At 41.8% G+C, this 24,958-nt stretch carries 22 protein-coding genes; 15 read left to right on the forward strand and 7 right to left on the reverse strand.

All coding sequences use genetic code 11. The annotated features are described in order from the left end of the window. Positions 1-12: 12 nt before the first annotated feature. Together F975_RS06635 and F975_RS06640 are read left to right on the forward strand one after the other, a co-directional pair. A complete protein-coding gene (locus F975_RS06635) occupies positions 13-396 on the forward strand; it encodes a hypothetical protein (protein WP_004751591.1) in 384 nt (127 codons plus the stop codon). Positions 397-532: 136 nt separating this feature from the next. Continuing rightward, positions 533-904, forward strand: a complete 372-nt coding sequence (locus tag F975_RS06640) for a hypothetical protein (RefSeq protein ID WP_004751593.1) — start codon at positions 533-535, stop codon at positions 902-904. 80 nt (positions 905-984) lie between these two features. Here the strand turns inward: F975_RS06640 and F975_RS06645 are convergent, their stop codons facing one another. Continuing rightward, positions 985-1,431, reverse strand: coding sequence for a GatB/YqeY domain-containing protein (locus F975_RS06645; RefSeq protein ID WP_004751594.1), 447 nt, complete (start codon positions 1,429-1,431; stop codon positions 985-987). A 39-nt stretch (positions 1,432-1,470) separates the two neighbouring features. Beyond that, positions 1,471-1,686: a 30S ribosomal protein S21 gene (rpsU, locus tag F975_RS06650; RefSeq protein ID WP_001136722.1), complete on the reverse strand. Its 216-nt coding sequence runs from the start codon at positions 1,684-1,686 to the stop codon at positions 1,471-1,473. Between the two features lie 147 nt (positions 1,687-1,833). On the opposite strand from rpsU, the gene tsaD reads away from it, so the two are divergent. Further along, positions 1,834-2,847, forward strand: coding sequence for a tRNA (adenosine(37)-N6)-threonylcarbamoyltransferase complex transferase subunit TsaD (gene tsaD / locus F975_RS06655; RefSeq protein WP_004751596.1), 1,014 nt, complete (start codon positions 1,834-1,836; stop codon positions 2,845-2,847). A gap of 46 nt (positions 2,848-2,893) precedes the next feature. On the opposite strand, the gene F975_RS06660 is transcribed toward tsaD, so the two are convergent. Further along, a complete protein-coding gene (locus F975_RS06660; protein ID WP_004751598.1) occupies positions 2,894-3,514 on the reverse strand; it encodes a glutathione S-transferase family protein in 621 nt (206 codons plus the stop codon). Positions 3,515-3,536: 22 nt separating this feature from the next. After that, positions 3,537-3,791, reverse strand: a complete 255-nt coding sequence (locus F975_RS06665; protein WP_155757284.1) for a dienelactone hydrolase family protein — start codon at positions 3,789-3,791, stop codon at positions 3,537-3,539. A gap of 185 nt (positions 3,792-3,976) precedes the next feature. On the opposite strand from F975_RS06665, the gene F975_RS06675 reads away from it, so the two are divergent. From F975_RS06675 to F975_RS06725, 11 genes are all read left to right on the forward strand, one after another. Beyond that, a complete protein-coding gene (locus F975_RS06675) occupies positions 3,977-4,582 on the forward strand; it encodes an IMPACT family protein (RefSeq protein ID WP_004751599.1) in 606 nt (201 codons plus the stop codon). Continuing rightward, on the forward strand, positions 4,572-5,189 hold the full coding sequence (locus tag F975_RS06680) for a DapH/DapD/GlmU-related protein (protein WP_004751601.1): 618 nt from the start codon (positions 4,572-4,574) through the stop codon (positions 5,187-5,189). The genes F975_RS06675 and F975_RS06680 overlap by 11 nt, the downstream gene beginning before the upstream one ends. Before the next feature lie 498 nt (positions 5,190-5,687). Continuing rightward, positions 5,688-7,337, forward strand: coding sequence for a phosphoethanolamine transferase (locus tag F975_RS06685; protein WP_034425841.1), 1,650 nt, complete (start codon positions 5,688-5,690; stop codon positions 7,335-7,337). Position 7,338: 1 nt separating this feature from the next. Next, the gene (locus F975_RS06690) at positions 7,339-8,019 is read left to right on the forward strand and encodes a response regulator transcription factor (protein ID WP_004751608.1); all 681 of its coding nucleotides are present in this window, start codon (positions 7,339-7,341) and stop codon (positions 8,017-8,019) included. A gap of 112 nt (positions 8,020-8,131) precedes the next feature. Next, positions 8,132-9,406: a sensor histidine kinase gene (locus F975_RS06695; protein ID WP_004751610.1), complete on the forward strand. Its 1,275-nt coding sequence runs from the start codon at positions 8,132-8,134 to the stop codon at positions 9,404-9,406. A 201-nt stretch (positions 9,407-9,607) separates the two neighbouring features. Further along, complete coding sequence (locus tag F975_RS06700) at positions 9,608-10,756, forward strand: glycerate kinase (protein WP_004751612.1); 1,149 nt, start codon at positions 9,608-9,610, stop codon at positions 10,754-10,756. Between the two features lie 259 nt (positions 10,757-11,015). Beyond that, positions 11,016-11,990 (forward strand): HlyD family secretion protein, encoded by a 975-nt coding sequence (locus tag F975_RS06705; protein ID WP_004751614.1) that lies wholly within the window; start codon positions 11,016-11,018, stop codon positions 11,988-11,990. A 15-nt stretch (positions 11,991-12,005) separates the two neighbouring features. After that, positions 12,006-14,795: a ribosome-associated ATPase/putative transporter RbbA gene (rbbA, locus tag F975_RS06710; RefSeq protein WP_004751616.1), complete on the forward strand. Its 2,790-nt coding sequence runs from the start codon at positions 12,006-12,008 to the stop codon at positions 14,793-14,795. Positions 14,796-14,797: 2 nt separating this feature from the next. Further along, the gene (locus F975_RS06715) at positions 14,798-15,922 is read left to right on the forward strand and encodes an ABC transporter permease (RefSeq protein WP_004751618.1); all 1,125 of its coding nucleotides are present in this window, start codon (positions 14,798-14,800) and stop codon (positions 15,920-15,922) included. Between the two features lie 19 nt (positions 15,923-15,941). Then, positions 15,942-17,414, forward strand: coding sequence for a TolC family protein (locus tag F975_RS06720; protein WP_004751620.1), 1,473 nt, complete (start codon positions 15,942-15,944; stop codon positions 17,412-17,414). A 427-nt stretch (positions 17,415-17,841) separates the two neighbouring features. Then, entirely contained in the window at positions 17,842-19,686 is a 1,845-nt protein-coding gene (locus F975_RS06725; protein WP_004751622.1) for an autotransporter domain-containing protein, read from the forward strand. Positions 19,687-19,740: 54 nt separating this feature from the next. Here the strand turns inward: F975_RS06725 and F975_RS06730 are convergent, their stop codons facing one another. Next, on the reverse strand, positions 19,741-20,226 hold the full coding sequence (locus F975_RS06730; RefSeq protein ID WP_004751624.1) for an Lrp/AsnC family transcriptional regulator: 486 nt from the start codon (positions 20,224-20,226) through the stop codon (positions 19,741-19,743). Between the two features lie 207 nt (positions 20,227-20,433). Beyond that, a complete protein-coding gene (gene rbsK, locus F975_RS06735) occupies positions 20,434-21,375 on the reverse strand; it encodes a ribokinase (protein WP_004751626.1) in 942 nt (313 codons plus the stop codon). A 165-nt stretch (positions 21,376-21,540) separates the two neighbouring features. Here rbsK and F975_RS06740 point away from each other — a divergent pair, with 165 nt between their 5' ends. After that, on the forward strand, positions 21,541-22,527 hold the full coding sequence (locus tag F975_RS06740) for an ion transporter (protein WP_004751628.1): 987 nt from the start codon (positions 21,541-21,543) through the stop codon (positions 22,525-22,527). Between the two features lie 289 nt (positions 22,528-22,816). Here the strand turns inward: F975_RS06740 and F975_RS06745 are convergent, their stop codons facing one another. After that, positions 22,817-24,916, reverse strand: a complete 2,100-nt coding sequence (locus F975_RS06745) for a TonB-dependent receptor (RefSeq protein WP_004751630.1) — start codon at positions 24,914-24,916, stop codon at positions 22,817-22,819. Between the last annotated feature and the right edge of the window lie 42 nt (positions 24,917-24,958).

Here is a 24,958-nt window from a genome sequence, read left to right on the forward strand (position 1 = left end):
TTGAGAATTTTTATGAAAAAACTGATTTGTGTGCTGGCTTTAAGTTTATGTAGTGTATCGAGCTTTGCTTCTGAATCCGCGTTAAAAGCGCATAGCCAACAAGAGCTTGAACAAAGACTAGAGCAATCTACCCAAAAGCATGATACGGAAATGCGCGATTTTTTGAAATCAATCGATCCTAAAGCGACTCAATTTACGACAAAACAATCCCAACGCTTTTGCCAGATTACTCAGGGATTAATTAATGACATGTATGCAGTACTGGATCAGAACCGTGAGCTGCTCGCAGAAGAAGATCGTAGCGTGACGAAGCAGGATTTTATTACTCAGGCAGTGTATGAAGCGCCCGATTATCAAAGTTTGCAGAAAATGGGTGTGAATTGTAAATTAAAATAAATCATCAATTGCACAGGATGTATGTATATAGACTGTGCAATTCAATATAAAAAATAATCCATAATAGTTATCAGTTTTAGATAACAAGAAAACATATTAATTGAAATCTATCTGATTAATAATATTAGGAAATTCTGTGAAAAAAATAATTGCAGTTGTTATTTTGGGTTTGTATAGTGTGTCGGTTTTTGCAGGGCAGACTTCGCTCAAAATGCATGATAAGGCAGCAATGGATCAAAAAATGGATGAGTTTAGAAACCAGTATACGCAGAGGAAAAATGCGTTATTGCAGTCGATTGATCCTCATGCAACAAGTTTGACCGTACAACAAAAACAGCAGATGTGTCAGTCCACGCAAATTTATTTCAATAATGTTTATGAGCTAATGGATCAAAATAGAAATTTATTAAAACCGGAAAAGAGAGAATTCACGCGTGAACAATTTAAAGCCATGTTTTTAACAAGAGCAGGTTTAACATTGAAACAGATAAACTGTAATTTTATATAATCATCGGATTGCACAGTATGTAGTGATCTATGCTGTGCAATAAAATCTGAGGGATGTCTTTTTGGCTTAGACTGTAAGTTTTAAGCGAGTTGTGCTTTAACTTTTGCAGATGCAAGTGCAGGATCGGCACGCCCGGCTATGAGCGGACGTAGAGAGTTCATCACCTTACCCATATCTTTCATGCTAGTAGCTTCTTGCGCAGTAATAGTCTGTGCAATGATGGAATCAAGCTCTTCCTCAGTCATAGCTTCTGGTAGAAATTGAGATAAAACTTCAATTTCGGCTTGTTCCTTACTAGCTAAATCTTCTCGGCCAGCGCCTTCAAAGGCTTTAACCGATTCTTTACGTTGTTTTATTTGCTTTTCAATGACCGCAAGAACCTGAGTATCGTCAAGCTCTATGCGCTCATCGACTTCGATTTGCTTGATTGCTGCCTGTAGACTACGAATTACCGTTAACTTATCCATTTCTTTAGCACGCATTGCGGCTTTCAAAACATCAGTTATTTGGTTTTTTAAAGTAGTCATTTATTTTGTCCAGGTGAGTCAATCAATCACAAATTAATCTTAGTAAAGGCGAGTAGTACGTACTGATTCGCGAGCCAATTTCTTTTGGTAGCGTTTAACAGCAGCAGCTTTTTTACGTTTACGTTCTTGAGTTGGTTTTTCGTAAAATTCACGTTTACGAACGTCAGCTAAAACACCCGCTTTTTCGCATGAACGCTTGAAACGACGGATAGCTACGTCTACTGGTTCGCCTTCTTTCAATTTAACTTGTGGCATGAAGAATCCTCATTAAGTTATGGATAAGATCTAGGCTGAATTGCCTTCGATCACAAGTGAAGGTCAGTATTTTACTCATTTACATCTCATATCACAAGTCTATAATAGCGAAGGCTGTAATTTGCATAGTGAAAAATAGGCATTTAAATGATTGTTTTAGGCTTGGAAACATCTTGTGACGAAACTGGACTGGCACTTTATGACAGTGAGCAGGGGCTTTTAGGTCAAGTATTATACAGCCAGATTAAGTTACATGCCGAATATGGCGGTGTAGTGCCTGAACTGGCATCGCGTGATCATGTGCGTAAATTAATTCCATTACTCAACGAGTTATTGCAGCAAAGCGGTATCAAGAAAAATCAGATTGATGCCATCGCCTACACCCGAGGCCCTGGCTTGATGGGGGCGCTCATGACAGGCGCACTGTTTGGTCGGACTTTAGCATTTGCATTAAACAAGCCCGCGATCGGTGTGCATCATATGGAAGGGCATATGTTGGCACCGCTACTTTCCAAAAAACCGCCTGAGTTTCCGTTTGTAGCGCTGTTGGTGTCTGGCGGGCATACACAGTTGATGGCAGCCTATGGCATTGGTCAGTATGAGTTGTTAGGCGAGTCGATTGATGATGCGGCAGGTGAAGCTTTCGATAAAGTGGCGAAAATGATGGGCTTATCCTATCCGGGTGGGCCAAATATTGCCAAGTTGGCGCTGAGTGGTAATCCTGAAGCCTTTGAATTTCCACGCCCGATGTTGCATCAAGGTCTGGATTTCTCATTTAGTGGTTTAAAAACTGCTGTTTCAGTACAAATGAAAAAATTGGGTGATGAGAACCGTGATGCGGATATTGCAGCGTCATTCCAAGAGGCGATTGTCGATACCTTGGTGAAGAAATCTGTCAAAGCTTTAAAGCAGACAGGTTTAAAGCGTTTGGTGATTGCAGGTGGTGTGAGTGCCAATCTGCGCTTACGTGAAAGTCTGGAACAAAAACTCGCCAAGATTAAAGCTCAGGTCTATTATGCAGAGCCTGCGCTGTGTACAGATAATGGTGCAATGATTGCATTTGCTGGATACCAGCGCTTGAAGTCGGGTGCATGTGATGGGTTATCTGTGACTACGACACCACGCTGGCCAATGACTGAATTGACCGCACCAGAAGCATAAATCTGTAAGTAAGAAAAAAGCCTGTTAGAACAGGCTTTTTTATGGCTTAAAAGTCTTCCTGCTCACCTTGCTGAGACCATTCTTGTACATTAGGATGCTGCAAAATACGTTGCATCCATTGCTGAGTAGTTTCAGAAAATTTAAGGCTATAACTTTTTGCCCGTAGCGCGATTGGTGCAAAAAAGGCATCTACTGCACCAAAGTCTTTACCTGCCAACCACACACCACCAAACTGAGTCAAACCTTGTTGCAATAATTCATCTAGGCGCTGAATGTCGTGATCGAGTGCAGGTGTATGTTCTATCTCGATACCTGTTAATGCGCAGTTCATTGGACAGCGTGAACGCAATTCCATAAACCCTGAGTGCATTTCGGCCATTGCACAGCGTGCCCATGCACGTGCCGCTTTATCTTGTGGCAATAGCTTAGGATATTGTTCGGCAACATATTCAATAATTGCCAACGAATCCCAAACCACTTGTTCTCCATCAATTAAACAAGGCACTTTACCTGATGGGGAAAATGCCTTGAATTTTTGGTAGCTGCTACTGCCCAGATTTAATGGGCTAAGTTGTTCCTGAAAAGGAATATCCAGTGCGCGCAGGCTGAGCCATGCACGTAGTGACCAAGACGAGTAATTTTTATTGCCAATCCATAAGGTATACATGAAATGAATATCCTGTTTTAGGTTATTGGAAAACATCTTCTAAAAGTTCATACATGCTTTGAAAGGCACGTTTTGATGATTTTTGGTTATGTTGTTTAACATCTGCTTGATTGGCAGTTTTTACTGTAAAAGAATGATACGTTTGAGCATAACTGATCAGTTTCCAGTCTAACTCAGTTTTTTTCATTTCTTCACTAAATTCTTGCAATGGTTTATGCGGAACAAGTGGGTTGCAAGCATCGTCCAGAATCAGAACAGAACCTTTTTTATAATGTATTCATATGCACAAGATTTATGAATTGGGGTGAGGTGGTTGAGGATGTTCATCTATTGAAGAGCGGTGCTGCGGAACGTATTGCTGAATTTGCGATGATTTTCTCAGGCAAAATTATAAAAGCTCTTTTGATTATGCCCTTAGACCTTTTATGATATGTCTCCAGATTTTTAGATTGATTCAGGGTTATGCCATTTACCATTGCAACACGGGTGAGTTTTGAGGAAGAAATCAAAAAAAGCCGTTTTCAGGCATATGCGACTCCCGTCGAAACTGAACAGGATGTCAAAGATTTCTTGGCTTTGTATAAAGATGCTAGCACGACCCACCAATGTTGGGCATGGAAAATCGGTCATCACGTTCGCTTCAATGATGATGGTGAGCCATCAGGTACGGCTGGGCGTCCTATTTTAGCCACGATCGAAGGCAATGAGTTGACGAATGTTCTGGTTTTGGTCAATCGTTGGTATGGTGGTGTTAAATTGGGCACAGGTGGTTTAGTCCGTGCTTATGGTGGCTGTGCAGGTCAATGTTTATTACTGGCTGAAAAAATTGAGTTAATTGAAAAAAAACAGGTTTCTTTTTCATGCTTCTTTAATGAATGGGCAATTTTTCAATACGAAATGCAACAGCAAGGCATTGAGTTTCAAGAAGACTATACAGCCGAAGGTGTTACGGTTTTGGCTAAGTTGCAGATTCATCAAATCGAAGCCCTTGCTAAAAAAATTCAGGATGTGACCCGTGGACGCGAACAACTACACATTTTAGATGAGGAATTGCCAGATGCAGGCTGATGATCCATTACTGAAATATCGTGAGCAGCATAAACAGCGCCTAAATTATATGCCTTGGTTATATTGGACTTTAAAACCAAAGCATCGTTTATGGGCGGAGCAATGGCAACAAGAGTACCAAGCCTATCTCATGGAAATGGAAACTGTTGAAATTGGTGAAAACTGTTTTATTTCACCTTTAGCGCATATTTTTGCTGAGCGTGGGCGCAAAATTAGCATTGGTGACAATACTTTTATTGCAGCGGATTGCACCTTGCATGGACCTTTAACTATAGGTAATGAAGTTGCGATCAACCACCATTGCATCCTTGATGGTGGACGGGCAGGCATTACCTTGGGTGATCAGGCGCGCCTCGCAGCATATTGCCATTTGTATGCCTTCGATCATGGTATGGATTTGGCGGAACCGATTTATCAGCAGCCTGTACGTTCTCAAGGTATTTGGGTTGGACGTGATGTTTGGCTTGGTGCTCATGTTGGTGTGAAAGACGGTGTGCAAATCGAGGATCAAGCCATTATCGGTATGAATAGCATGGTCACGAAACATGTTGCAAGCAAACATGTGGTTGCAGGTAATCCTGCGAAGTTCATTCGTTATCGTAAATAAGCTCACTGAATTTAACTGAGCTTGGTGAAACTTGTTATTCATAGCATTGAATTGAAAGGTATTTGGAGCGTTAGAACATTGAATATTTTTATTCGCTCTGTATTTAATTTTTAAATTTTTGATGTGTTTGATAATTCATTGCTTCTCCCGATAATCTCTTGGATATGATGCTTTTTTATTTCTTTTTAAATTGTGAATGAAATACAAAAAAGAATATAACCGCTTCGTGAGATGAGTTTATTGTTCTTTAATTCTAAATGCCTAAAAATTAAACGCTTTATTGTAATAAAAATGAAACATGTCTTTTAGGCAAGATTCGGCATAAAACATTATAAAATAACATTTTTCCCTGTAATAAATGTGATCTAAATTAAGATTTTAAATTACATAACTTTACATTTTTATTTAAGTTATTAATTTTTAATAAAAATATTTGTAAGAAAGTCTTAAGGTTTGCAAGGTGTAATGGCCGATCTTCTATCGACAATGATCTTTATTATGCTGATGTACCTTTCAAAAAATAAAATCAGCCTGTCATTAGCAGTGTTTAATGGTTTGGTTGCATGTTGGTTAGCTGGATTCACCAACCTCAGTTTCTATCGCAATATTTCCCAACTCAGCTCATATCAAGGAATAAGTAATTATTTATTTATTTTGGTGACATTTGTATTAATTGGGACTTTTTATTTCTTTGTGTTGCAGTTATTGAACTGGCGTAAAATTGCAAAAACACTCAGCATCATGTTGATTATTCTGACAGGTATGACGTCATATTTTGTCAATCAGCTTGGTGTGGATGTGAGCACTTCACAAATTGAAAATGTGGCACAAACTGATTTGCATGAAACTTTAGATTTGTTATCTTTTCCATTTTTATTGTGGTGTCTGGCAACGATTGTATTGCCGATGATCGTTTTGTATTTTATTCAGATTCGTCAGGATTCTTTTAAAAAAGTCGTCATGGCCAAACTGGCAAGTTTAGTCATCGCCTTAGCCGTCATGGGTGGCGGGCTTTTTTCATTTTATAGTCAGTATGCTCCGATTTTCCGTGAACACCGTCAGCTCAAGGCACAAATTTCACCATTGAATGTGTTGTCAAGTAGTACGAGCTATCTCACTAAGCAGTTTGAACATAGTGATAAAACATTGGTTCCCTATGGACAAGATGCACATGTTGTGACTACAGCCGCACAAACTAAGCCTAAAATTTTAGTGCTTGTCGTGGGTGAAACAGCTCGTGCTCAAAATTTCAGCCTAAATGGCTACACTAAAAAAACCAATCCTGAGTTATCTAAACTCGATATTATTAATTTTAGTAATGTTGAATCTTGTGGTACACAAACTTCAGTTTCGGTTCCGTGTATGTTCTCGGGTATGCCACGTAAAGATTATGACGATGGCTTGGCATCGCATCGCGAAGGGCTGCTCGATATTGCTCAACGAGCAGGTTATCAGGTCACATGGATTGATAACAACTCAGGTTGTAAAGGTGTATGTGCCCGAATTAAACACTATATTTCACCTAAAGATGACCCGCGCTATCAAAAATGGTGTGAAAAGAATGAGTGTCGTGATGGAATCCTGATTGATGCACTGGCTGATTATTTAAAAACTTTAGATGTTGAACATTTGAAACAAAGCCAATTGATTGTCTTGCATCAAATGGGGAGTCATGGGCCAGCTTATTACAAGCGTTACCCTGCTGAATTTAAAAAATTTACACCAACTTGTGAAACAAATAACATCCAGAACTGTGATCATCAGGCCTTGGTCAATACTTATGACAATACCATTTTGTATACAGATCATATTTTGGCATCGACCATTGGCTTGCTGAAACAACAGCCTGTAGCAAGCAGTATGCTGTATTTATCAGATCATGGTGAATCTACAGGAGAAAGTGGGTTATATTTACACGGTACGCCATATATGGTCGCACCAGAACAACAAACGCATATTCCGATGTTATTCTGGTTTTCATCGCAGTGGTCTGATCAAAGTAAAATCTATCAATGCCTGTCAGAATATAAAGACAGCGCATGGAGTCAGGATAACCTGTTCCCAACGCTCTTGGGGCTGTTAAATATCCAGACTCAGGTCCTTGATCCTAAATTAAATATGTTATCGAGCTGTAAAGGGCAAATTTAGCATGATTCGAGTGCTCTATATTGAAGATGATGAAATGATTGGTAAGAGTACTTACCAATTATTGCAACATGAAAAATTCCATGTGGACTGGGCACAAACAGGCTTACAGGCTCTAGATCTTCTATTTCGTAATGTTTACCACATTGCATTGCTGGATTTGGGCCTGCCTGAAATTGATGGCTTGGAAATTCTCAAGCACATACGCAAGAAAGCTGATTTAAACCGCATGGGCATTATTATTATTAGTGCCCGTGATCAGAGTAAAGACAAAATTCTGGGGTTAAAACTTGGTGCAGATGATTATCTGGTCAAGCCGTATGACTTTGAGGAGTTAGTGGCACGGATTGAATCGGTACTGCGCCGTAGTCATTTTAGTGTAGATGAAGAAATCTGCTTTAAAGTGGGTAATATTCAACTCTTTCCAAATACCCACCGCGTGTTGAAGGCGGGTAAAACCGTAGAGCTTTCCCAAAAAGAATGGGCAATTTTAGAACCGATGATGATGTATCCTAACCAGATTTTTTCCAAACAGGTTCTTGAAGAAAAGCTGTATGATTGGCAGACAGATATCAATAGCAACACGATTGAAGTGCATGTGCATAATCTGCGGCAAAAACTCGGCAAAAATTTGATTCGCACGGTACGTGGGTTGGGCTACTGTATTGAAACGCATACAAAATAGTCTGCTTAAATGTGCTGCTTACGGGCGGTACATTCAGCATTTTTATGGCAAACTCCCACTCAGCTCAAGAATGTCCTTGAGCGTTTGCATTTTTAGCATCCTATTGTTTTTTATGATTGGGATGTCTGCATATCAAATTTCTCTGCAAGAGTCCGAAGAAGTGTTAGATCGGCAAATGCAGGAAATGGCAACTTTCCTTGATAAAAACAATATTTCCTATCGTACATCGACCTATGATAGACGTCGACCTTATGATGAAACAGATCTGTTTATTGATATTGTACCAAGGCAAGAGCTGCAAAACAGGGAAAAGCATCCAGACTATCTGGTGGGTTATGCCAGTGAACCGTATTTTCAAAAAATTCATTCTTCGCGTGGCGAATTAAAGATTTATGTGTTGCCATTGCCTGACAGGCAGATTCAGATTAGCCAGTTTGTAAAAGTACGGCGACATCTTGCCAAGCAATTGGCATTTACTATGCTGATTCCCTATGTGCTATTTATGCCATTTGCAATTTATGGTTTTTATCAACTGATTCGGCATCATCTTAAACCACTCGATGAACTTAAAAAGACTTTTGCACTGCGCGATTATTCGGATTTGTCCGAAGTTCATATTGCACATTTACCTGCTGAAATTACCCCTGCCATTGATGAGCTGAACCATTTATTTCATCGAATTGAACAAGAGCAGCAGCAGCAAAAAATGTTTATTGCCAATGCCGCACATGAACTACGTACGCCACTGACGGCTATTCGTTTGCAAGTTTCCTTGTTGAGTAAGACTGCAAAAGATACCCAAGTATATGCTGAAACTTTGCAGGATTTAGAGCAGAGCCTAAAGCGTATGTCACATTTGGTTGAGCAGCTTATGAGCATGGCGCATCATGATGTACAAGAAAAACAGACATTACAACCTGTGAATATGCTCGACTGTGTTCGCCGTTGTGTAGGGCAACTGCTGGCTAGTGCGGATAGAAGGCAGATTAAAATCAAGGTGCAGGTTCAGGATGAGCAGACCCCCATCTATGTTATTGCGTTGTCTACTGCACTCGAAACGATTATGCTCAATTTGCTTGATAATGCAATCAAGTATAATCCTGAACGAGGTAAGGTTCTGTTAAATATAAATTTTGACACTAAATATGTCTATGTTGATATTCATGATGACGGAGGTGGAATTGACCCGAGTCAGTATGAGAATGCTATGCAGCGTTTTGTGCGTTTGGAAAAAACTCAACATCAGGCGATGGGTAGCGGTTTGGGACTGTCGATTGTGCAGACTGCGCTCAAGCAGATTCATGCAGAAATGCATTTTCAACCTTCTGCATGTTTGCATGGGTTACAGGTTAGTTTGAAGTTTTTGAGATGGACGAGTCAGCCATAGTCACAGCAACATGAAAATTTAACCTGTTTTATTTATCTTGTGCTTCACTGAAATATATTTCAATTTTGCTCAAGGAGGAAAACCAAGAAGTTTATAAACAATCATGAAGCAGGTCTATTTAAATAAAAATTAAAATCAGCGTGACCTGTAACTGTAAATCACTTAGATTTTAGCAATATATTGAGATCATCAGAGAATAAAATGCCAAAAACCTTTGTCCTTGCCCCAGACTCCTTTAAAGAAAGTATGACGGCACAGCAGGCTTGCCAAGCGATGCAAAGGGGGATTATCAAAATTTTTCCTGATGCGCATTTTATTCATGTTCCGATGGCAGATGGTGGGGAAGGTACAGTGGATGCCTTGCTGTTGGCATGTGGTGGGCAGCGTGTTGAAGTAACGGTGTCAGGTTCTTTACCCGAACAGAAAGTAGCAACCTATTTTGCGTTGATTGATCAGGGAAAAACCGCTGTGATTGAAATGGCAAAAGCCAATGGGTTAGATTTACTGCCTGTTGAATTACGTAACCCGTTACTGACCAGTACTTTTGGTACGGGAGAGATGATTCGTGCCGCGCTAGATTATCAGGTTGAAAAAATCATCATTGGGCTTGGTGGAAGTGCAACCAATGATGCTGGTGCAGGCATGGCTCAAGCACTCGGTGTACGTTTTTATGATACCCAAGAACAGGAGCTGCCTATAGGATTGGCAGGTGGGCAGTTGCATCAGGTTCAGCAGATTGATCTGACTGCGCTAGACTCACGCTTACAGCATACGCAAATCTGGATCGCCAATGACGTAACGAATCCTTTAACGGGTGTAAACGGAGCTTCAGCGGTATTTGCTCCACAAAAAGGTGCGGACGCAGATATGGTGCAACAGCTTGATGCCAACTTGCAGCATTTTGCCGAGAAAATTCAACAGGACTGCCAAATTCAGGTTGCCAATGTTGCAGGGGCTGGCGCGGCAGGTGGTCTGGCAGCGGGACTTATGGCGTTTACAGGTGCAAACTTACATTCAGGAGTTGATTTGGTTATTGAGCAAACCCAATTGGCGAAACATATTGCACAGGCAGATTATGTCTTTACAGGTGAAGGCGGTATTGATTTTCAAACCAAATTTGGCAAAACACCACTCGGTGTAGCTAAAGTGACTCGCCAGTTCAATAAACCATTATTTGCCTGTGCAGGTTATGTTGGTGAAGGAATTGATGAACTGTATGATGAAGGATTTACTGCAATTTTTGGCATTTTAGATCGTTGTTGTGATTTGACAACAGCTTGTCAGCATGGGCAGCAGAACCTTGAACGTACCTGTGAAAATATTGCTCGAATTTTAAAAAATCATAATTAAAATCAAATAAATAATCTTTAATATTAAAAATAATTTGGTTGTAATTAATATATGACCTATAAGTTACAGACCCATCTTCAGGTATTGAATTGATGAGGTAGAAATATATGGCCTAAAAATGACGGTAGATGATGAGCTTTACGTTGACTATCTTATTCTTATCAATTTTACTGATTTAATATTACCCAGTAGAGGGGCTAAACTCGGCATTATTACAAATATTTATAAATTTAAATGATTTAACAATAGGTAACAAATCATGCTGAAGAAGGTGCTGGTTGTTGTCGTGATCGCTGCTCTGATTGGTGTGGCGGTTTGGGTGAATTATAAGAGTAAAAATCATCTTCCTGAGGGTTTTGCCACTTCAAATGGTCGCTTGGAACTGCAGCGTCTGGATGTTGCAACGTTATATGCTGGGAGGGTCAAACAGCTTATGGTCAATGAAGGTGACAGCGTTCAGCAAAATGCGGTTTTGGCGCAGCTTTCTTCCGAACAAAGTAATAGTCAGGTGATGGCCGCACAGGCAGGTAAAGACCGCGCGCAGGAAACAGTTAGCCGTGCCGATGCTGAAATTAGTGCGCGCCGTCAACAGGAAAAAGTAGCTAAACTGGACTTGGATAATACTCGCCAATTATATCAACAAGCTTTGGTCTCTAAAGCTGAGCTAGACCGACGTCAGGCAGCGTATGAAGCCGAGCTTGCAGCAGTCAAAGCTGCTCAGGCTGCGAAAGCCGAGGCTGTTGCCACTGTGGGACAGGCTCAGGCACAGATCCAATCTGCCGATTCGACTCATCAGGATATGCTGATTCGGGCGCCCAAAACGGGACGTGTGGAATACCGTATTGCTGAGGTGGGTAACGTCCTCGCTGCAGGCAGTAAAGTCGTGACATTACTCGACTCAAGCGATGTCACCATGACGGTTTTTCTGCCAACCAATACGGTAGGTAAACTCAAAGTAGGTGATGAAGCCCGTATTGTACTGGATGGGCTAGATGCTGTATTTCCTGCCAAAATCAAGTTTATTGCTGATCAGGCACAGTTCACACCGAAGTATGTAGAAACTGCCGATGAGCGTGAGAAACTTATGTATAAAGTCAAACTCGCTATTCCGACAGAGATTGCCTTACGTTATAACCAGTTATTCAAAGGTGGCATGACAGGCAATGGTTATGTGCGTTTGGATCGGCAAAAGAACTGGGCACCGCAATGGGCAATTAAACTGCCTCAGCCATAACCCGAGGGCAAGCTCATGTTAGAACAACAAGCCACTGCCACTGTAGAAAATGCTGTGGTGATGCAGGCGGTCACACATCGTTATGGTCAGGTACAGGCGCTCGATGCTGTAAGTTTAACGATTCCTAAAGGCGTTACAGTCGGTCTGATTGGCCCAGATGGGGTAGGAAAATCAACACTATTGAGTTTAATCGCTGGGATTAAAGTGATTCAGACGGGGAGCGTACACGTTCTGGGTTGTGACCTGTCAAATAAAAAACAGCAACGAGCATTATCTCACAAAGTGGCATTTATGCCGCAGGGTTTGGGACATAACCTTTATCCGACCTTATCGGTCTATGAAAATGTTGATTTTCATGCACGGCTGTTTGGTTTGCCACGACAGGCGCGTCATGCGCATATTCAGCGCTTGCTAGAAGCAACAGGACTTGCACCATTTGCCGAGCGCGCTGCGGGAAAACTGTCCGGCGGCATGAAGCAAAAGCTCAGCCTATGCTGTGCGCTGGTGCATCAGCCTGAACTGCTGATTTTGGATGAGCCAACGACAGGTGTTGACCCATTGTCTCGCCGCCAGTTCTGGAGTTTGGTGGACAGCCTACGCAGTGAAAATCAGGGCATGACGGTACTGGTTTCAACGGCTTATATCGATGAAGCTGAACGTTTTGAATATTTGCTGGCAATGGATGATGGCAAGCTGCTTACCAGTGCCCCAACCCAAGCGGTTTTACAGCAAACCCAAAGCCAGACTTTGGAGCAAGCCTATATCAAGCTTTTGCCCGATCATAAAAAAACCGATGAACATGGTTTGCAACTGACACCATTCATTAAAGATGAAAGCTCACCTCCAGCGATTGAGGCGGTCAACCTAACCAAAAGTTTTGGTGATTTTACTGCGGTTGATCATGTCAATTTCACTATTGAGCGCGGTGAAATTTTTGGCTTTCTGGGGTCAAATGGCTGTGGTAAATCCACCACCATGAAAATGCTAACAGGTCTACTTGAAGCCACCGAAGGCAGTGCCAAATTACTTGGAACACAAATTGAAACTTCCGATATGCAGACTCGCTTGCGGGTCGGTTATATGTCACAGGCATTTTCTTTGTATGAGGAGCTAACAGTCAGGCAAAATCTGGTCTTGCATGCACAGCTTTATCGGATGCCTGAAGCCAAGATTGCTGCACGGGTCGATGCTGCTTTACAAGAATTTGACTTGGAGAGTATTGCTTCTACCAAGCCCAGTGAAATTTCGTTGGGAATGCGCCAGCGTTTGCAACTTGCAGCAGCTTGTTTACATCATCCTGAAGTGTTGATTTTAGATGAACCGACTTCAGGGGTTGACCCCGCAGCACGAGATATGTTCTGGCGACATTTATTGCGCTTGTCCCGAGATGACCGCATTACCATTTTTGTATCGACCCATTTTATGAATGAAGCCGCGCGTTGCGATCGGATCTCCTTCATGCATCGTGGGCAAGTACTCGCAGTGGGTTCACCTGAACAGCTTTGTCAGCAGCAACAGACGACAGATCTTGAAGAAGCCTTTATTGCCTATTTGCAAGAGGCTTCACAGCAGAAAAAAGCGCCCTCCGCAGTTGCAGAAGAGACTGTGGAAAACTCTCATGAATTTACAGATTTAAGTCATCTAGCAGCTTTTAATTCGGCACAGGTACAAGGCGTATTGTACTGGCTGGCAACAGTTTGGACATTTGCAGTCCGTGAAGGCAAAGAATTATTCCGTGACAAGATTCGCCTGTTTTTTGCCTTAATTGGCCCTGTCATTTTAATGATGGCAGCAGCTTATGGCGTATCGTTTGACGTAAAGAAAATCAAGTTTGCGGTACTTGACCGTGACCAGACCATTGAAAGTCGTGAGTTGATTCAAAACTTTTCCGCATCGAGCTATTTTAAGTTGACCGAATATCTGGACAGTAGTGATCAGATTGACTACTCATTGAAAAGTTCACAAGCACGTTTGGTGATTGATATTCCACCACACTTTGGACAGCAGTTAATGCGTGGAGAAAAGCCAGAAGTCGGTTTCTATATCGATGGGTCTTTACCTTTTATCGCGGAAAATATTAAAGGTTTTGTTTTAGGCATATTAACCAGCTACTTAAATGACAAGTTGCAGGAAAAAGGTTATTCGTTCAATACTGCTGACTCCGTGCAGCTTCAGCCGCGCTATGTCTATAATCAGGATTTTAAAAGTATTTATGCGATGGCTCCTGGCATGATCATGCTGGCAACCATGCTGATTCCTGTGATGATGACTGCGCTGGGCGTGGTACGTGAACGGGAAATTGGTTCGATTACCAATTTGTATACTTCACCTGCATCGGTACGGCAGTTTTTGATTGGCAAACAGTTACCGTATATCACCGTTGCCATGTGCAGTTATTTGATTTTGGTGTGGCTTGCGGTTGTGGTGCTACGTGTGCCTGTGCGGGGCAATTTCTTTGCGATGGCATTGGGGGCATTTGCGCTGATTTGTGCTGCAACTTCGTTCGGGTTACTGATTTCCAGTTTTGTTAAATCTCAGGTTGCGGCAATTTTTGGTTCAGCGATTTTATCCATGATTCCTGCGCTGAATTTTTCGGGGTTGTTCTATCCATTGTCCACGCTGACAGGCGTTGGTTACTGGATAGGATGGTGTTTCCCAACCTCATGGTTTCAGTTGATTAGTCTGGGTGGCTTTACCAAAGGATTGAGTTTTCAGAGTTTTATCGGGTATTACCTGATTCTGTTTGGTTTTGGCGTGGTCTATGTGTTTTTGGCAGGATTGGTGCTGAAAAAGCAGGAGGTATAGTTATGCTGCGCTGGCTTAAAAATGTCTGGATTCTCAGTCTAAAAGAACTTAAAAGCCTGTTTAATGATGTGATTTTACTGGGGCTGATTGTGGTATTCTTGTCGGTTGCTGTATACACCGTGGCTAAAGGGATCACCACCGAAGTGCGTAATGCGTCAGTTGCCATTATTGACGAAGACCGTTCACAGTTGTCTTTTCAGATTCGGGATGCACTGCAAGCACCATATTTTAAACAACCTGCGATTATCTCACCTGATCAGGTTGATCAGGCAATGGACAAAAGTAATTATGTTTTTGTGATCACTATTCCTGCGAATTTTGAGCGTGATGTCTTGGCAAATCGACAGGTGTCTATACAAGTTCTGGCCGATGCGACTGCAGTGACACAAGCAGGTGTTGGAACGACTTATCTGAATCAGATCATACAAAATGAAGTCAATGCGTTTAAGCATCAGTCTCCTACAGATATGTTGCCATTAACGCCGATGGTACGAGTATTTTTTAATCCCAATACTCAAACGCACTGGTATACAGGCGTGGCACAAGTGCTGAACAATATTACCTTGCTTGCCATGATTTTGGTGGGGGCCGCGGTTATTCGGGAAAAAGAACACGGTACGATTGAGCATTTATTGGTTATGCCTGTACATGCCAGTGAAATTGCGATGTCTAAAATTCTGACCAATGGTTTGGTGATTACCTTGGCGGCATTATTGTCTTTATGGTTAGTGGTGCAAACGTTGCTGCAAGTCCCAATTAACGGCTCGATTGGTTTGTATGTTTTAGGTACAGCCATTTATTTGTTTTCGGTCTCTTCTATGGGAATTTGTCTGGCAACAGTTGCGCCAACCATGCCTCAGTTTGGCCTGTTATGTTTGCCTATTTATATGGTGAGCCGCTTGTTATCTGGTTCTGAATCCCCGATTGAAAGCATGCCTGAGTGGATTCAGCAGGTTACCTTTTATTCACCTGTGACCTTATATATGCAGTTTGGGCAAGAAGTGCTGTTTCGTGATGCAGGTTTAGATATCGTGTGGAAAAAGTTACTGATTATGAGTGCAATCGGCGCAGCATTTTTAATGTTTGCGCTCAAGCGCTTTCGTTCCATGTTGACGAGTCAGGGATAAGCTTGTGGAGAATAATAAAATGCAAAAATCGCTGTTGGTAATAGCCATGGGGAGCATATTGCTCGCTGCATGTAGTCCATTGCAAGTCAAACTGGATTCGAAAGTCGCTGTGCCTACACAGTTTGAACACGTTGCGGCGACTCCTGATGCAACTGATGTCTCACAGTGGTGGCTCACATGGCATGACCCTGTACTGACACAGCTGATTCAACACGGTCTGCAAAATAATCACGATTTGACTGCTGCACGGGCAAACTTGCAGGCGGCACGTGCCAATGCAGCGTTGGCATTGGCTGATCTGGGGCCAACGGCTGGCATATCTGCAGGGGTAGATGGTCATCATGCCCAAGTGAATAATCCACTTAGCCCACAAACTCGCAAGATGCTATCGGGTTTAGGAGCTTCTGGTTTAAACCGCGATGATTTGAATATTACAGGGCACAGTGAACATGCTGGTTTTGCTGCAAGTTGGGAACCTGACATTTTTGGGGGTAAACGGAGTGATGCCGATGCCGCCAGATATGCCAGTATGGCGGTAATCCAGCAGTGGTATGCTGTGCAGATGCTACTTGCTAGTGATATTGCCGACAATTATTTTAAAATGCGAAGTTTACAAAAGCGTATGCAGATTGGGCAAAATACCCTTGCTAGCTTGACAGAACTTCGCCGTTATATTGACGGGCGTTTTAAAGCAGGGCAAGTCACCGATTATGATGTACGTGATGTTGAAATTAAACGGGAGAGTTTAAAAGCTCAGTTGGCAACTTTACAGGCACAGGCAGATGTCTATCAACGTAATATTGCCGTGTTGACAGGGCAGTCGCCACAACAGTTTCATGTGCCAGCATCGGTGGATATTTTAAATCATATTCCTGCATTACCCAGTGGCGAAACGCCCTTATCCGTGTTGAATCGCCGTCCTGATGTGCGTCAGCAATATGCCTTGATTCAGGCATCCAGTGCGCAACTTGCCAGTGCCAAAGCCGACTTGTTGCCACGTTTTAATATTCAGTTTATTGGGCAAACTGGACAGGTACGTTTAGATAGCAGTACACCTGAACTGAAAGGATTTGGTGGACTGATCAGTGCAGGTGTCAGCTTGCCAATTTTTACTTCGGGACGTATTCAACGCAACATAGAAGTACATGATGCTCAAGCTCAAGCAGCGTTAGCACATTATGATCAACTGGTATTGAAGTCTTTGGCAGAAGTCGATAGTGCCTATCAGTTACAAATCAGTTTAACGCAGCAAAATCGCTATTTGGCACAAGCATCGCAGCAAGCCAGTGTTCAAGTCAGCAAATCTAGCCAGTTGTTTAAATTTGGCAATATCACACTCGATAAAGTTCTGTTAGCACGTATCAATGCACAGGATATACAGGATCGACTGGTACAGGCACGGTTGGCTGAAGCTGAAAATATGCTGAATGTCTATAAAACGCTGGGTGGAGGCTGGCAGATGGAAAAAACTCCAATTCAGAAGAATCAATAGAGGCTTTCCAGTTTTGTAAGTCATCTGAGATCAGCACAAAAAGATCAATTAGCCAAATAAGCAGATTGATAAAACCAGAGTGTTCGTATGATTTGGAGAGTAGGTGGCTTACATTAGTTAAACCAGTAGATCGCTGACGCTTCTTGTAAGCAGTTTTAACCTTATATTTATCCCCTGATAATACAATTTAATTGATAGTATTTAGATATAAATTATTGTTTTAATTTATCAAATACAAATAAGATTAAAGTGATTTTAGTTGATGCACTTGAATTTGATTTGATGTTAGATTTGACTGACTACTCATACCATAAAAAACGATAAATAGACTAAAAAGAACGCATTTAAATATGCTATACATTAAGGCATTGCAAAAGCATAATGCTGGCAATTTAAAAACAAAAAACATCATTCAGAGGATAGGGCAATGCGGATAAGAAAATTATTATGGCTTGCCACCACAAGCCTGATGTGGCTTGGGGTAACACAAGCACAAGCAACCAGTTTTAACAATGTTGTGATTTTTGGTGATAGCCTTAGCGATGGGGGGAATTTTTCATTAAATCAATTTAGTACGCAGAATCGATTTACGACTAACCCTGGGTTAACAGCGGCAGAACTGGTAGCGGAAGATGTCGGCACAACCACATCCCCTTCAGTATTGGGTGGAAGTAACTATGCTTGGGGTGGGGCAGGCGTTGTCAATAGTCTTTATCCTGTTCCGACTTTACAACAGCAATTAGCGCTATACCTAGGTTCAACGGGTGGAACAGCCAACCCGAATACTTTATATGAAGTGTGGGGGGGAGCTAATGATATTTTTGGTTTACTTGAAACATCAGGTATTACTCAAGCTCAATTGATTACAGGAACAACAACAGCAGCCAATACAGAATTAAACTTGTTGTCGTCGTTAAAACAGGCAGGCGCGAATTATGTCGTGGTGTATAACTTACCTAATATGGGGCTGACGCCTTCAGCATTAGAGTCAGGTACTACAGCTGCAGGGGCTCTAACACAACTGGCACAACTTTATAATTATAATTTAAGTAATGGTTTAGACAATTTAAGTGCTTCGGGATTAAACATTGTTCCTGTCAATGTTTATGGACTACTCAGTGAGGTTGTTGCCAACCCAACTGCTTATGGCTTTAGCAATGTCATCAATGAAGCCTGTGGTTTAAATTCATCATCTGTTGCATGTGGCCCTGCTGGCTCAGGAGCACCTTATACTTATGCTGCAGGAACCAATCAAAGCTATTTGTTTGCTGATGGGGTACACCCAACGACGGCAACCCATCGTTTACTGGCACAGGCAGTTTTGGCGGAACTCGCTGCACCTGGGCAAATGTCTTTATTATCAGAAGCTCCACTCGAGATTACAAAAGCTCAGTATCGTGCAGTAAAAAATGAAATGCTCACCGATGTAAATGGTGGTGAAACTCGGGTGTTTTTTAATCTGGATTATAATCACCAGAAACTCAAAGCTTCAGACAGCTCACCTCAGTTAAATAGCAATAATGTCAATTTTACCTTTGGTTCAGATGCTCAGATTAATCCCGATTTTTCGGCTGGGGTTGCTATGAGTTTAAATCAGCAAAATGGTAATTTCTCTAACAGTCAGGGTGATTATAAATTATTTGATGTCAGTGGTTTGGGTTATGGTATTTATCATAAAGGCAATGGTTATATTGGTGGTTTTGCCAATGCAGGCAGCTTGCACTTTACCGACATTAAACGTCAGATTCAACTTGGTACGGCAGTACGTACAGAAACTGCTGATGCTCAAGGCTACCATGTTGGTGGTGGGGTAGATGGAGGTTGGTGGCTCAACTTAAATGACTTAAAAACAGGACCTTTTGTTCATTTAGAATGGCAAACCATTAAAGTAAATGATTTTTCTGAGCATAGTGCTGACAGTACAGCAATGTGGTTTGGGAAACAACAGCGCGACTCGTTTGTCTCTAGTGTGGGCTGGCGTTTAAAAGGCGACTGGATGTACCGAGATGTTAAAGTTTCGCCATTTGCCGAGGTGGCCTGGAATTACGATTCTCAAGCTAGCAGCCACGATGTTCGTGCAGGTTTAAACAGCATGGGCGGAAGTTTTGTACTTTCAGGTTATACACCAGACAAAAAATGGGGTAGTGCAAGTCTTGGTTTAACTACACAGTACACGCCAAATCTTTCTGCATGGGCAAGTGCCAATGGTGAATTTGCAAATCATTCGGCAGATAATATTGGGGTAAATTTGGGTATGAAATATTCATTCTAAAACCGATGAATAAAAAAGAGCCTGTGTGGCTCTTTTTTATTCATACAGCAGAATTTAATCAATCAACATGAGATCTGCTGTATTTTCCAGTTTTAAAGGACGCAAGGCAAAAATAGAACGTGTATGGCGAATGCCTTGAATCGAATATAACTTTTTACGCAAGAATTTTTCATAATGCTCGGCATCTTTGACGGCAACTTTGACTAAATAATCATAATCACCTGTGACCAAATGCGCTTCGATGACTTCGGGAATATCTGCAAGTACTTGGCTAAATTGTTCTAAAATTTCATCATCATGGCGTTCTAGCGTAATTTCAATAAAAAACAACTCGTTAATCCCGATGGCTTTGGGGTTAATGTTGGCGGTATAGCCATCAATAATTTTGAGGGATTCGAGTCTTTTTAAACGTGTCCAACAGGGTGAAGATGACAGACCCACCTCTTCAGATAACTGGGCAACGGTTAAGCGGCCATTATGGCGTAAAGCCGATAAAATTTTCCGATCTATTTTATCTAATGTGTATTCTGTGCTGTTCATAAATTAAACTTTGGAAGGATTTTCTGAAAAATCAAAATATACCCCATTTTTATTTTGTTAAACCAAGAAAAAGCTCAAAAATCGGGAGACATTTGTCAGTTATTCACTATAGACTTGATTTATAAGATCAAAGTTACTTGGGTAATGTCTTTGATTCTACAAATAGCACCTTTTCAGGAAGGGTGCCTCAAAAGGTGCTATTTGTTCTCAATCTTGCTCTTTAAGTTCTTCTAAAAATTCATCAATTTGTACACGCCAAGGAATGGATGGTTGTGCGCCTGCATGGGTGACTGCTAATGCTGCTGCTGCGTTGGCAAAATAGCTGGCGTCAAATAAGTTTTGGCCTTCGAGAAGTGCTGTCATTAAGGCACCATTAAAAGTATCACCTGCACCTGTGGTGTCAACAGCATGTACTTTAAATGCAGGGATATGTTGCCCCTGCCCCTGTTGGCTCAGCCAAATGCCTTGTTCGCCTAGCGTAATAATCACCATGCCAACGCCTTGCTGATGCAGATGTTGGGCAGCTTGTTCTGCGCTTAGGAGGTCATAGACTTGAATCCCTGTTAGTGCAGAGGCTTCAGTTTCATTGGGGGTAATCAGATCAACTTGTTGCAAAAAATCTTCAGGTAATGGCTGCGCTGGCGCAGGGTTAAGTACCACCATGGTATTGGCGGCTTTGGCAATCTTGACGGCATCAATTAAGCTTTCAAGAGGTGTTTCCAATTGTAGTAAAATAGCATCAGCACAGCGGATTTTTTCAGCGTGTTGAGCAACATATTGCGGACTTAAACTTGCATTTGCCCCTGCGTAAATTCCAATGCAGTTTTCAGCTTGGTTGTTGACAAAGATGAGGGCAACACCCGTATTTTGCTCAGGAATCTGACGAACTGCTTCTATATTCATACCATCTTGAACAAACTGCGCCAAAATGTCTTGAGCAATTGCATCACTACCTAAGCATGCAAGAAATTGAGTGTTGGCACCACTACGGCTTGCAGCAACAGCTTGATTTGCACCTTTGCCACCAAATGCCAGTTGGTAGTGGCTGCCAGTCACAGTTTCTCCAGCTTGTGGAAACTTCTGCACATTTAAAAGATGATCAACATTAATACTGCCCAATACGACCAATTGTTTATGATTGTTATTCATTTTTTTTCGCTCAACAGTAAAGCCATGAGAATCAGCATAAAGGATTTTTAATTGAGACAGAAGTAGCAAAAAAATCAGGTAAATAAGGTTCGAAGTTGCCGAAAAATTCCTCAAATTCTATAAGGAATTTGTTAATATCGAATTTTTCTTTTTCGCGTCTCTGCCATGACAGCTTTAGACCATTATCGGCGCACACGTCGTTTTTGCTATGACGTGCTGCATAATACTGATTACGATACGCCTGCAAGCCGCTATTTCAACTATTTGCTGATTATAATGATCATTGCAAACGTTTCAGCGGTTTTGGTTGAATCAGTCGATAATGTTTATCAAGCTCATGCGTTTTATTTTGATCGTTTTGAACATATTTCAATTGCAGTGTTCACAATTGAATATTTGCTACGACTGTGGAGTGTAGTTGAAGAAGACCTTGAAATTCCAGCATGGAAGCAGAGATCTCGTTGGCTTTTAAGTGGAGCTGCTATTGTTGATTTTTTAGCGATTTTTCCTGCGTATCTCAACTTTTTTGTTCATATGGATTTGAGTTATTTACGAATCCTTCGGTTGTTACGACTGCTGAAATTGACTCGTTATTTTGTGTCATTACAAATTCTGTTGAATGTCATTGAGCGTGAGAAAGGTTCATTTCAGGCAGTCATTTTTATTTTAATCATTATGATTGTGCTGGCGGCAGGAGGAGTCTACGCTTTTGAACATGAGGCACAGCCTGATGTTTTTGGCTCAATTCCACAAGCCATGTGGTGGGCAGTGGTGACATTAACCACGGTTGGCTATGGGGATGTAACGCCTGTCACCAATGCAGGAAAGTTGCTCGGCTCAGTAATTATGGTTTTGGGGGTTGGTTTAGCCGCTTTACCTGCAGGTATTCTGGCAACAGGTTTAGCCAATGAACTCAATGTGCGTAAGGAACGTCTTGAGCAAGAATTTCGGGAATTGATTATCGAAAAAGACTTGGATTTGGTGAATGATGAAAAAGAAATACAGAAAATAGGGCGTATAGTCGGACTCAGAAAAGAGCAAATTCATGAAATTCAGATGCAATTAATTCGAGAACAAATACTCGAAGAAAAAGAACAAGAATTAAAACATTATAAATATTGCCCGCATTGTGGTGAAAAGTTGCATGATTAAATCAAAGTTGATTTTTGAGGTTTTATCATTTTGTTTGCTGAGGCATTTTAAATTTGTCGGGATTTATTGCCAACGCAGCAACAACTGATTGGTGAAGAATACTGCTCATGAATAGTGTGCCAAACTTAAACAGCAAACCATCCTTGCACATGAGTTTTGGTGACATCCGACTCTTATGAAGAACGTCTCCAAGCTTGTATGAATAGTTAGGGTATAAATCTTTCTAAGCGTTAGATCCGATATTCAGAATTCAATACACGCCATCCTCAGAATGGCGTGTAAATAAAAATTAGAATGTCCAACTTAAAGTCAGTGTGGCTTTCAGAGGCTCGCTTGGTTGCACCCAGTAATTGGTATAGCTCGATACATAGTAGGTGCGGTTAAACAGGTTGCTGATGTTGAGCTGTATTCGCACGTCTGGACGCGGCAAGATATAACTACCCACATTCATCACAGTAAATGATGGCAAGGTCGTGCCGTTGTCAATATAGTTAGCGCTGCGCTGACCAAAGTAGTTGAGATTCCCTACCAGTCCAGCAGGGTAATCTGCAATATGCAATTGATAATCTGCTGATAGGTTTGCCATATGTTTTGGAATATTTTTTAGACGTGCACCTTTGACATCGACCTCACTTTCAATTACTGAAGCATGGGTCAAGGTATAGTTGGCACTTACCCGTAAATTTTGCGTGAGTTGATGCTGTAATTCGACTTCAAGCCCGTGGCTTTGTACATGCCCGCTATCGACATAACTGTCACTAATACCTTCCGTCAATAAGTGGTGTTTATCCATATTAAAATAGGTCAGCCCGAACCAGCTTTTTGGCAGAAACTGATATTTTGTGCCGATTTCCCAGCTTTGAGTTTTTTCAGGATCATACAGGCGATTGTTTTTGTCTAAGCCTGTGTTGAGTTCAAAAGATTTGCCCCAGTTGCTATATATTGACCATTTTTTTGTCGGCTGATAATTAATTGCGACGCGTGGAGTAAATGGGGTAAATGACTGTTTGGCAGAAACTCCAGTACGGTAATCATCAATCTGCTGTTGTAAGCGATTATAGCGTCCACCCAGCACAATATTCCATTGATCATTCAGAAAAATCTGATCTTGCAGGTTCAGCCCCAACATGTCTTGGGTTTCTAAGCTAAATTTGGTGGTGCGGGTCAGTGGTAAAATCATTTGACCATAAACAGGGTTGCTAATGCTAATAGGGCTACTTGCGCCTGATGCACTTCTTCGTTGTAACTGGTCAATGCTGTAATGTCCTGCTTCAAAGTTGGCAACGACTTCGTGACGAATCGAACCTGTAGTGAATTTACCACGTAAAATTTGCTGGAACTGGGTGGTTTCAGTTTCAAAATGCCGATAACGACGGAAACGGTTGGCAGTTTGCCCATCGCTACTGATGGATGAAATCTCGGTTGATGTACCTTCACGCTCGCCGTGTTCATAACTCAGCGCCGTAGTGCTGTCCCAGTTGTCATTAAATTGATGATTTAAGCGCAGTTGAACCATCTGATCTTTAATCTTGATATCGCCATCGCTCGGCTCACCGTAAAAGCTATGAATACTGCCAAACTGACCGTTGATCATCGGAATACCACGGTCAAATACACCACTGTAATTTGCAAACTCGGTGTCTAAATTCAGTTGGGTCTGATCCGAAATTTTCCATGCGAGTTGTGGAGCGATGTAATAATGCTGATTATCGACATGATCGCGGAAACTTTGGTTATTTTCATACGCCACACCTAAACGGTAGGCAAGGGCATCGTTGATTGCTCCCGTAGTATCGGCTGAACCGCGATACTGTTCTTCGGTGCTACCACTGACCGAAATTTCTGTTTTCGGTTGCCACTCGGGCTGTTTGGTGGTGATGTTCATGATCCCACCAATCGCGCCTTGTCCATACATGGCAGCCATTGGGCCTTTGAGAAAATCAATCGACTGGATGTTGATCATGTCGCGTGGTGCATGAATTCCATTCAGCGCACTCAAACCGTTACGCATGTAAATCGTGCCCATATTTGGGTCGGTACTAAAGCCACGAAATGAATAGTTGTCCCAAAATCCGCCACCATAACTGTCCTGATACATCACACCATTCACTAGCGCCAGGGCATCACTGACCCGTTGAATGTTGTAGTTCTGAATATCGTCTTTGGACACATGTGATTTGGTAAATGGCACTTCAAGTAGCTTGTGTTTAAATTGGGTAATTGCCTGAGAGGATGAATGTCGCTCATCCTGTTTTTCGGCAGATACTGTAATGACTGGCAAGTCTGAAACAGTATTGCCATCAACGTTGTTTGCGGCATTCACCGTAGTGGATAGAGACGCAGCAAGAATTCCCCAAGTGAGAGGGTGCAATAAAAAAATACGTGGCATAACAAAGCCTTTCAACAAAAGCAAAATAACGATGTGCGAAAA

Origin of the sequence: Acinetobacter brisouisimilis (assembly GCF_000368265.1) — a bacterium.
GTDB lineage: Bacteria > Pseudomonadota > Gammaproteobacteria > Pseudomonadales > Moraxellaceae > Acinetobacter.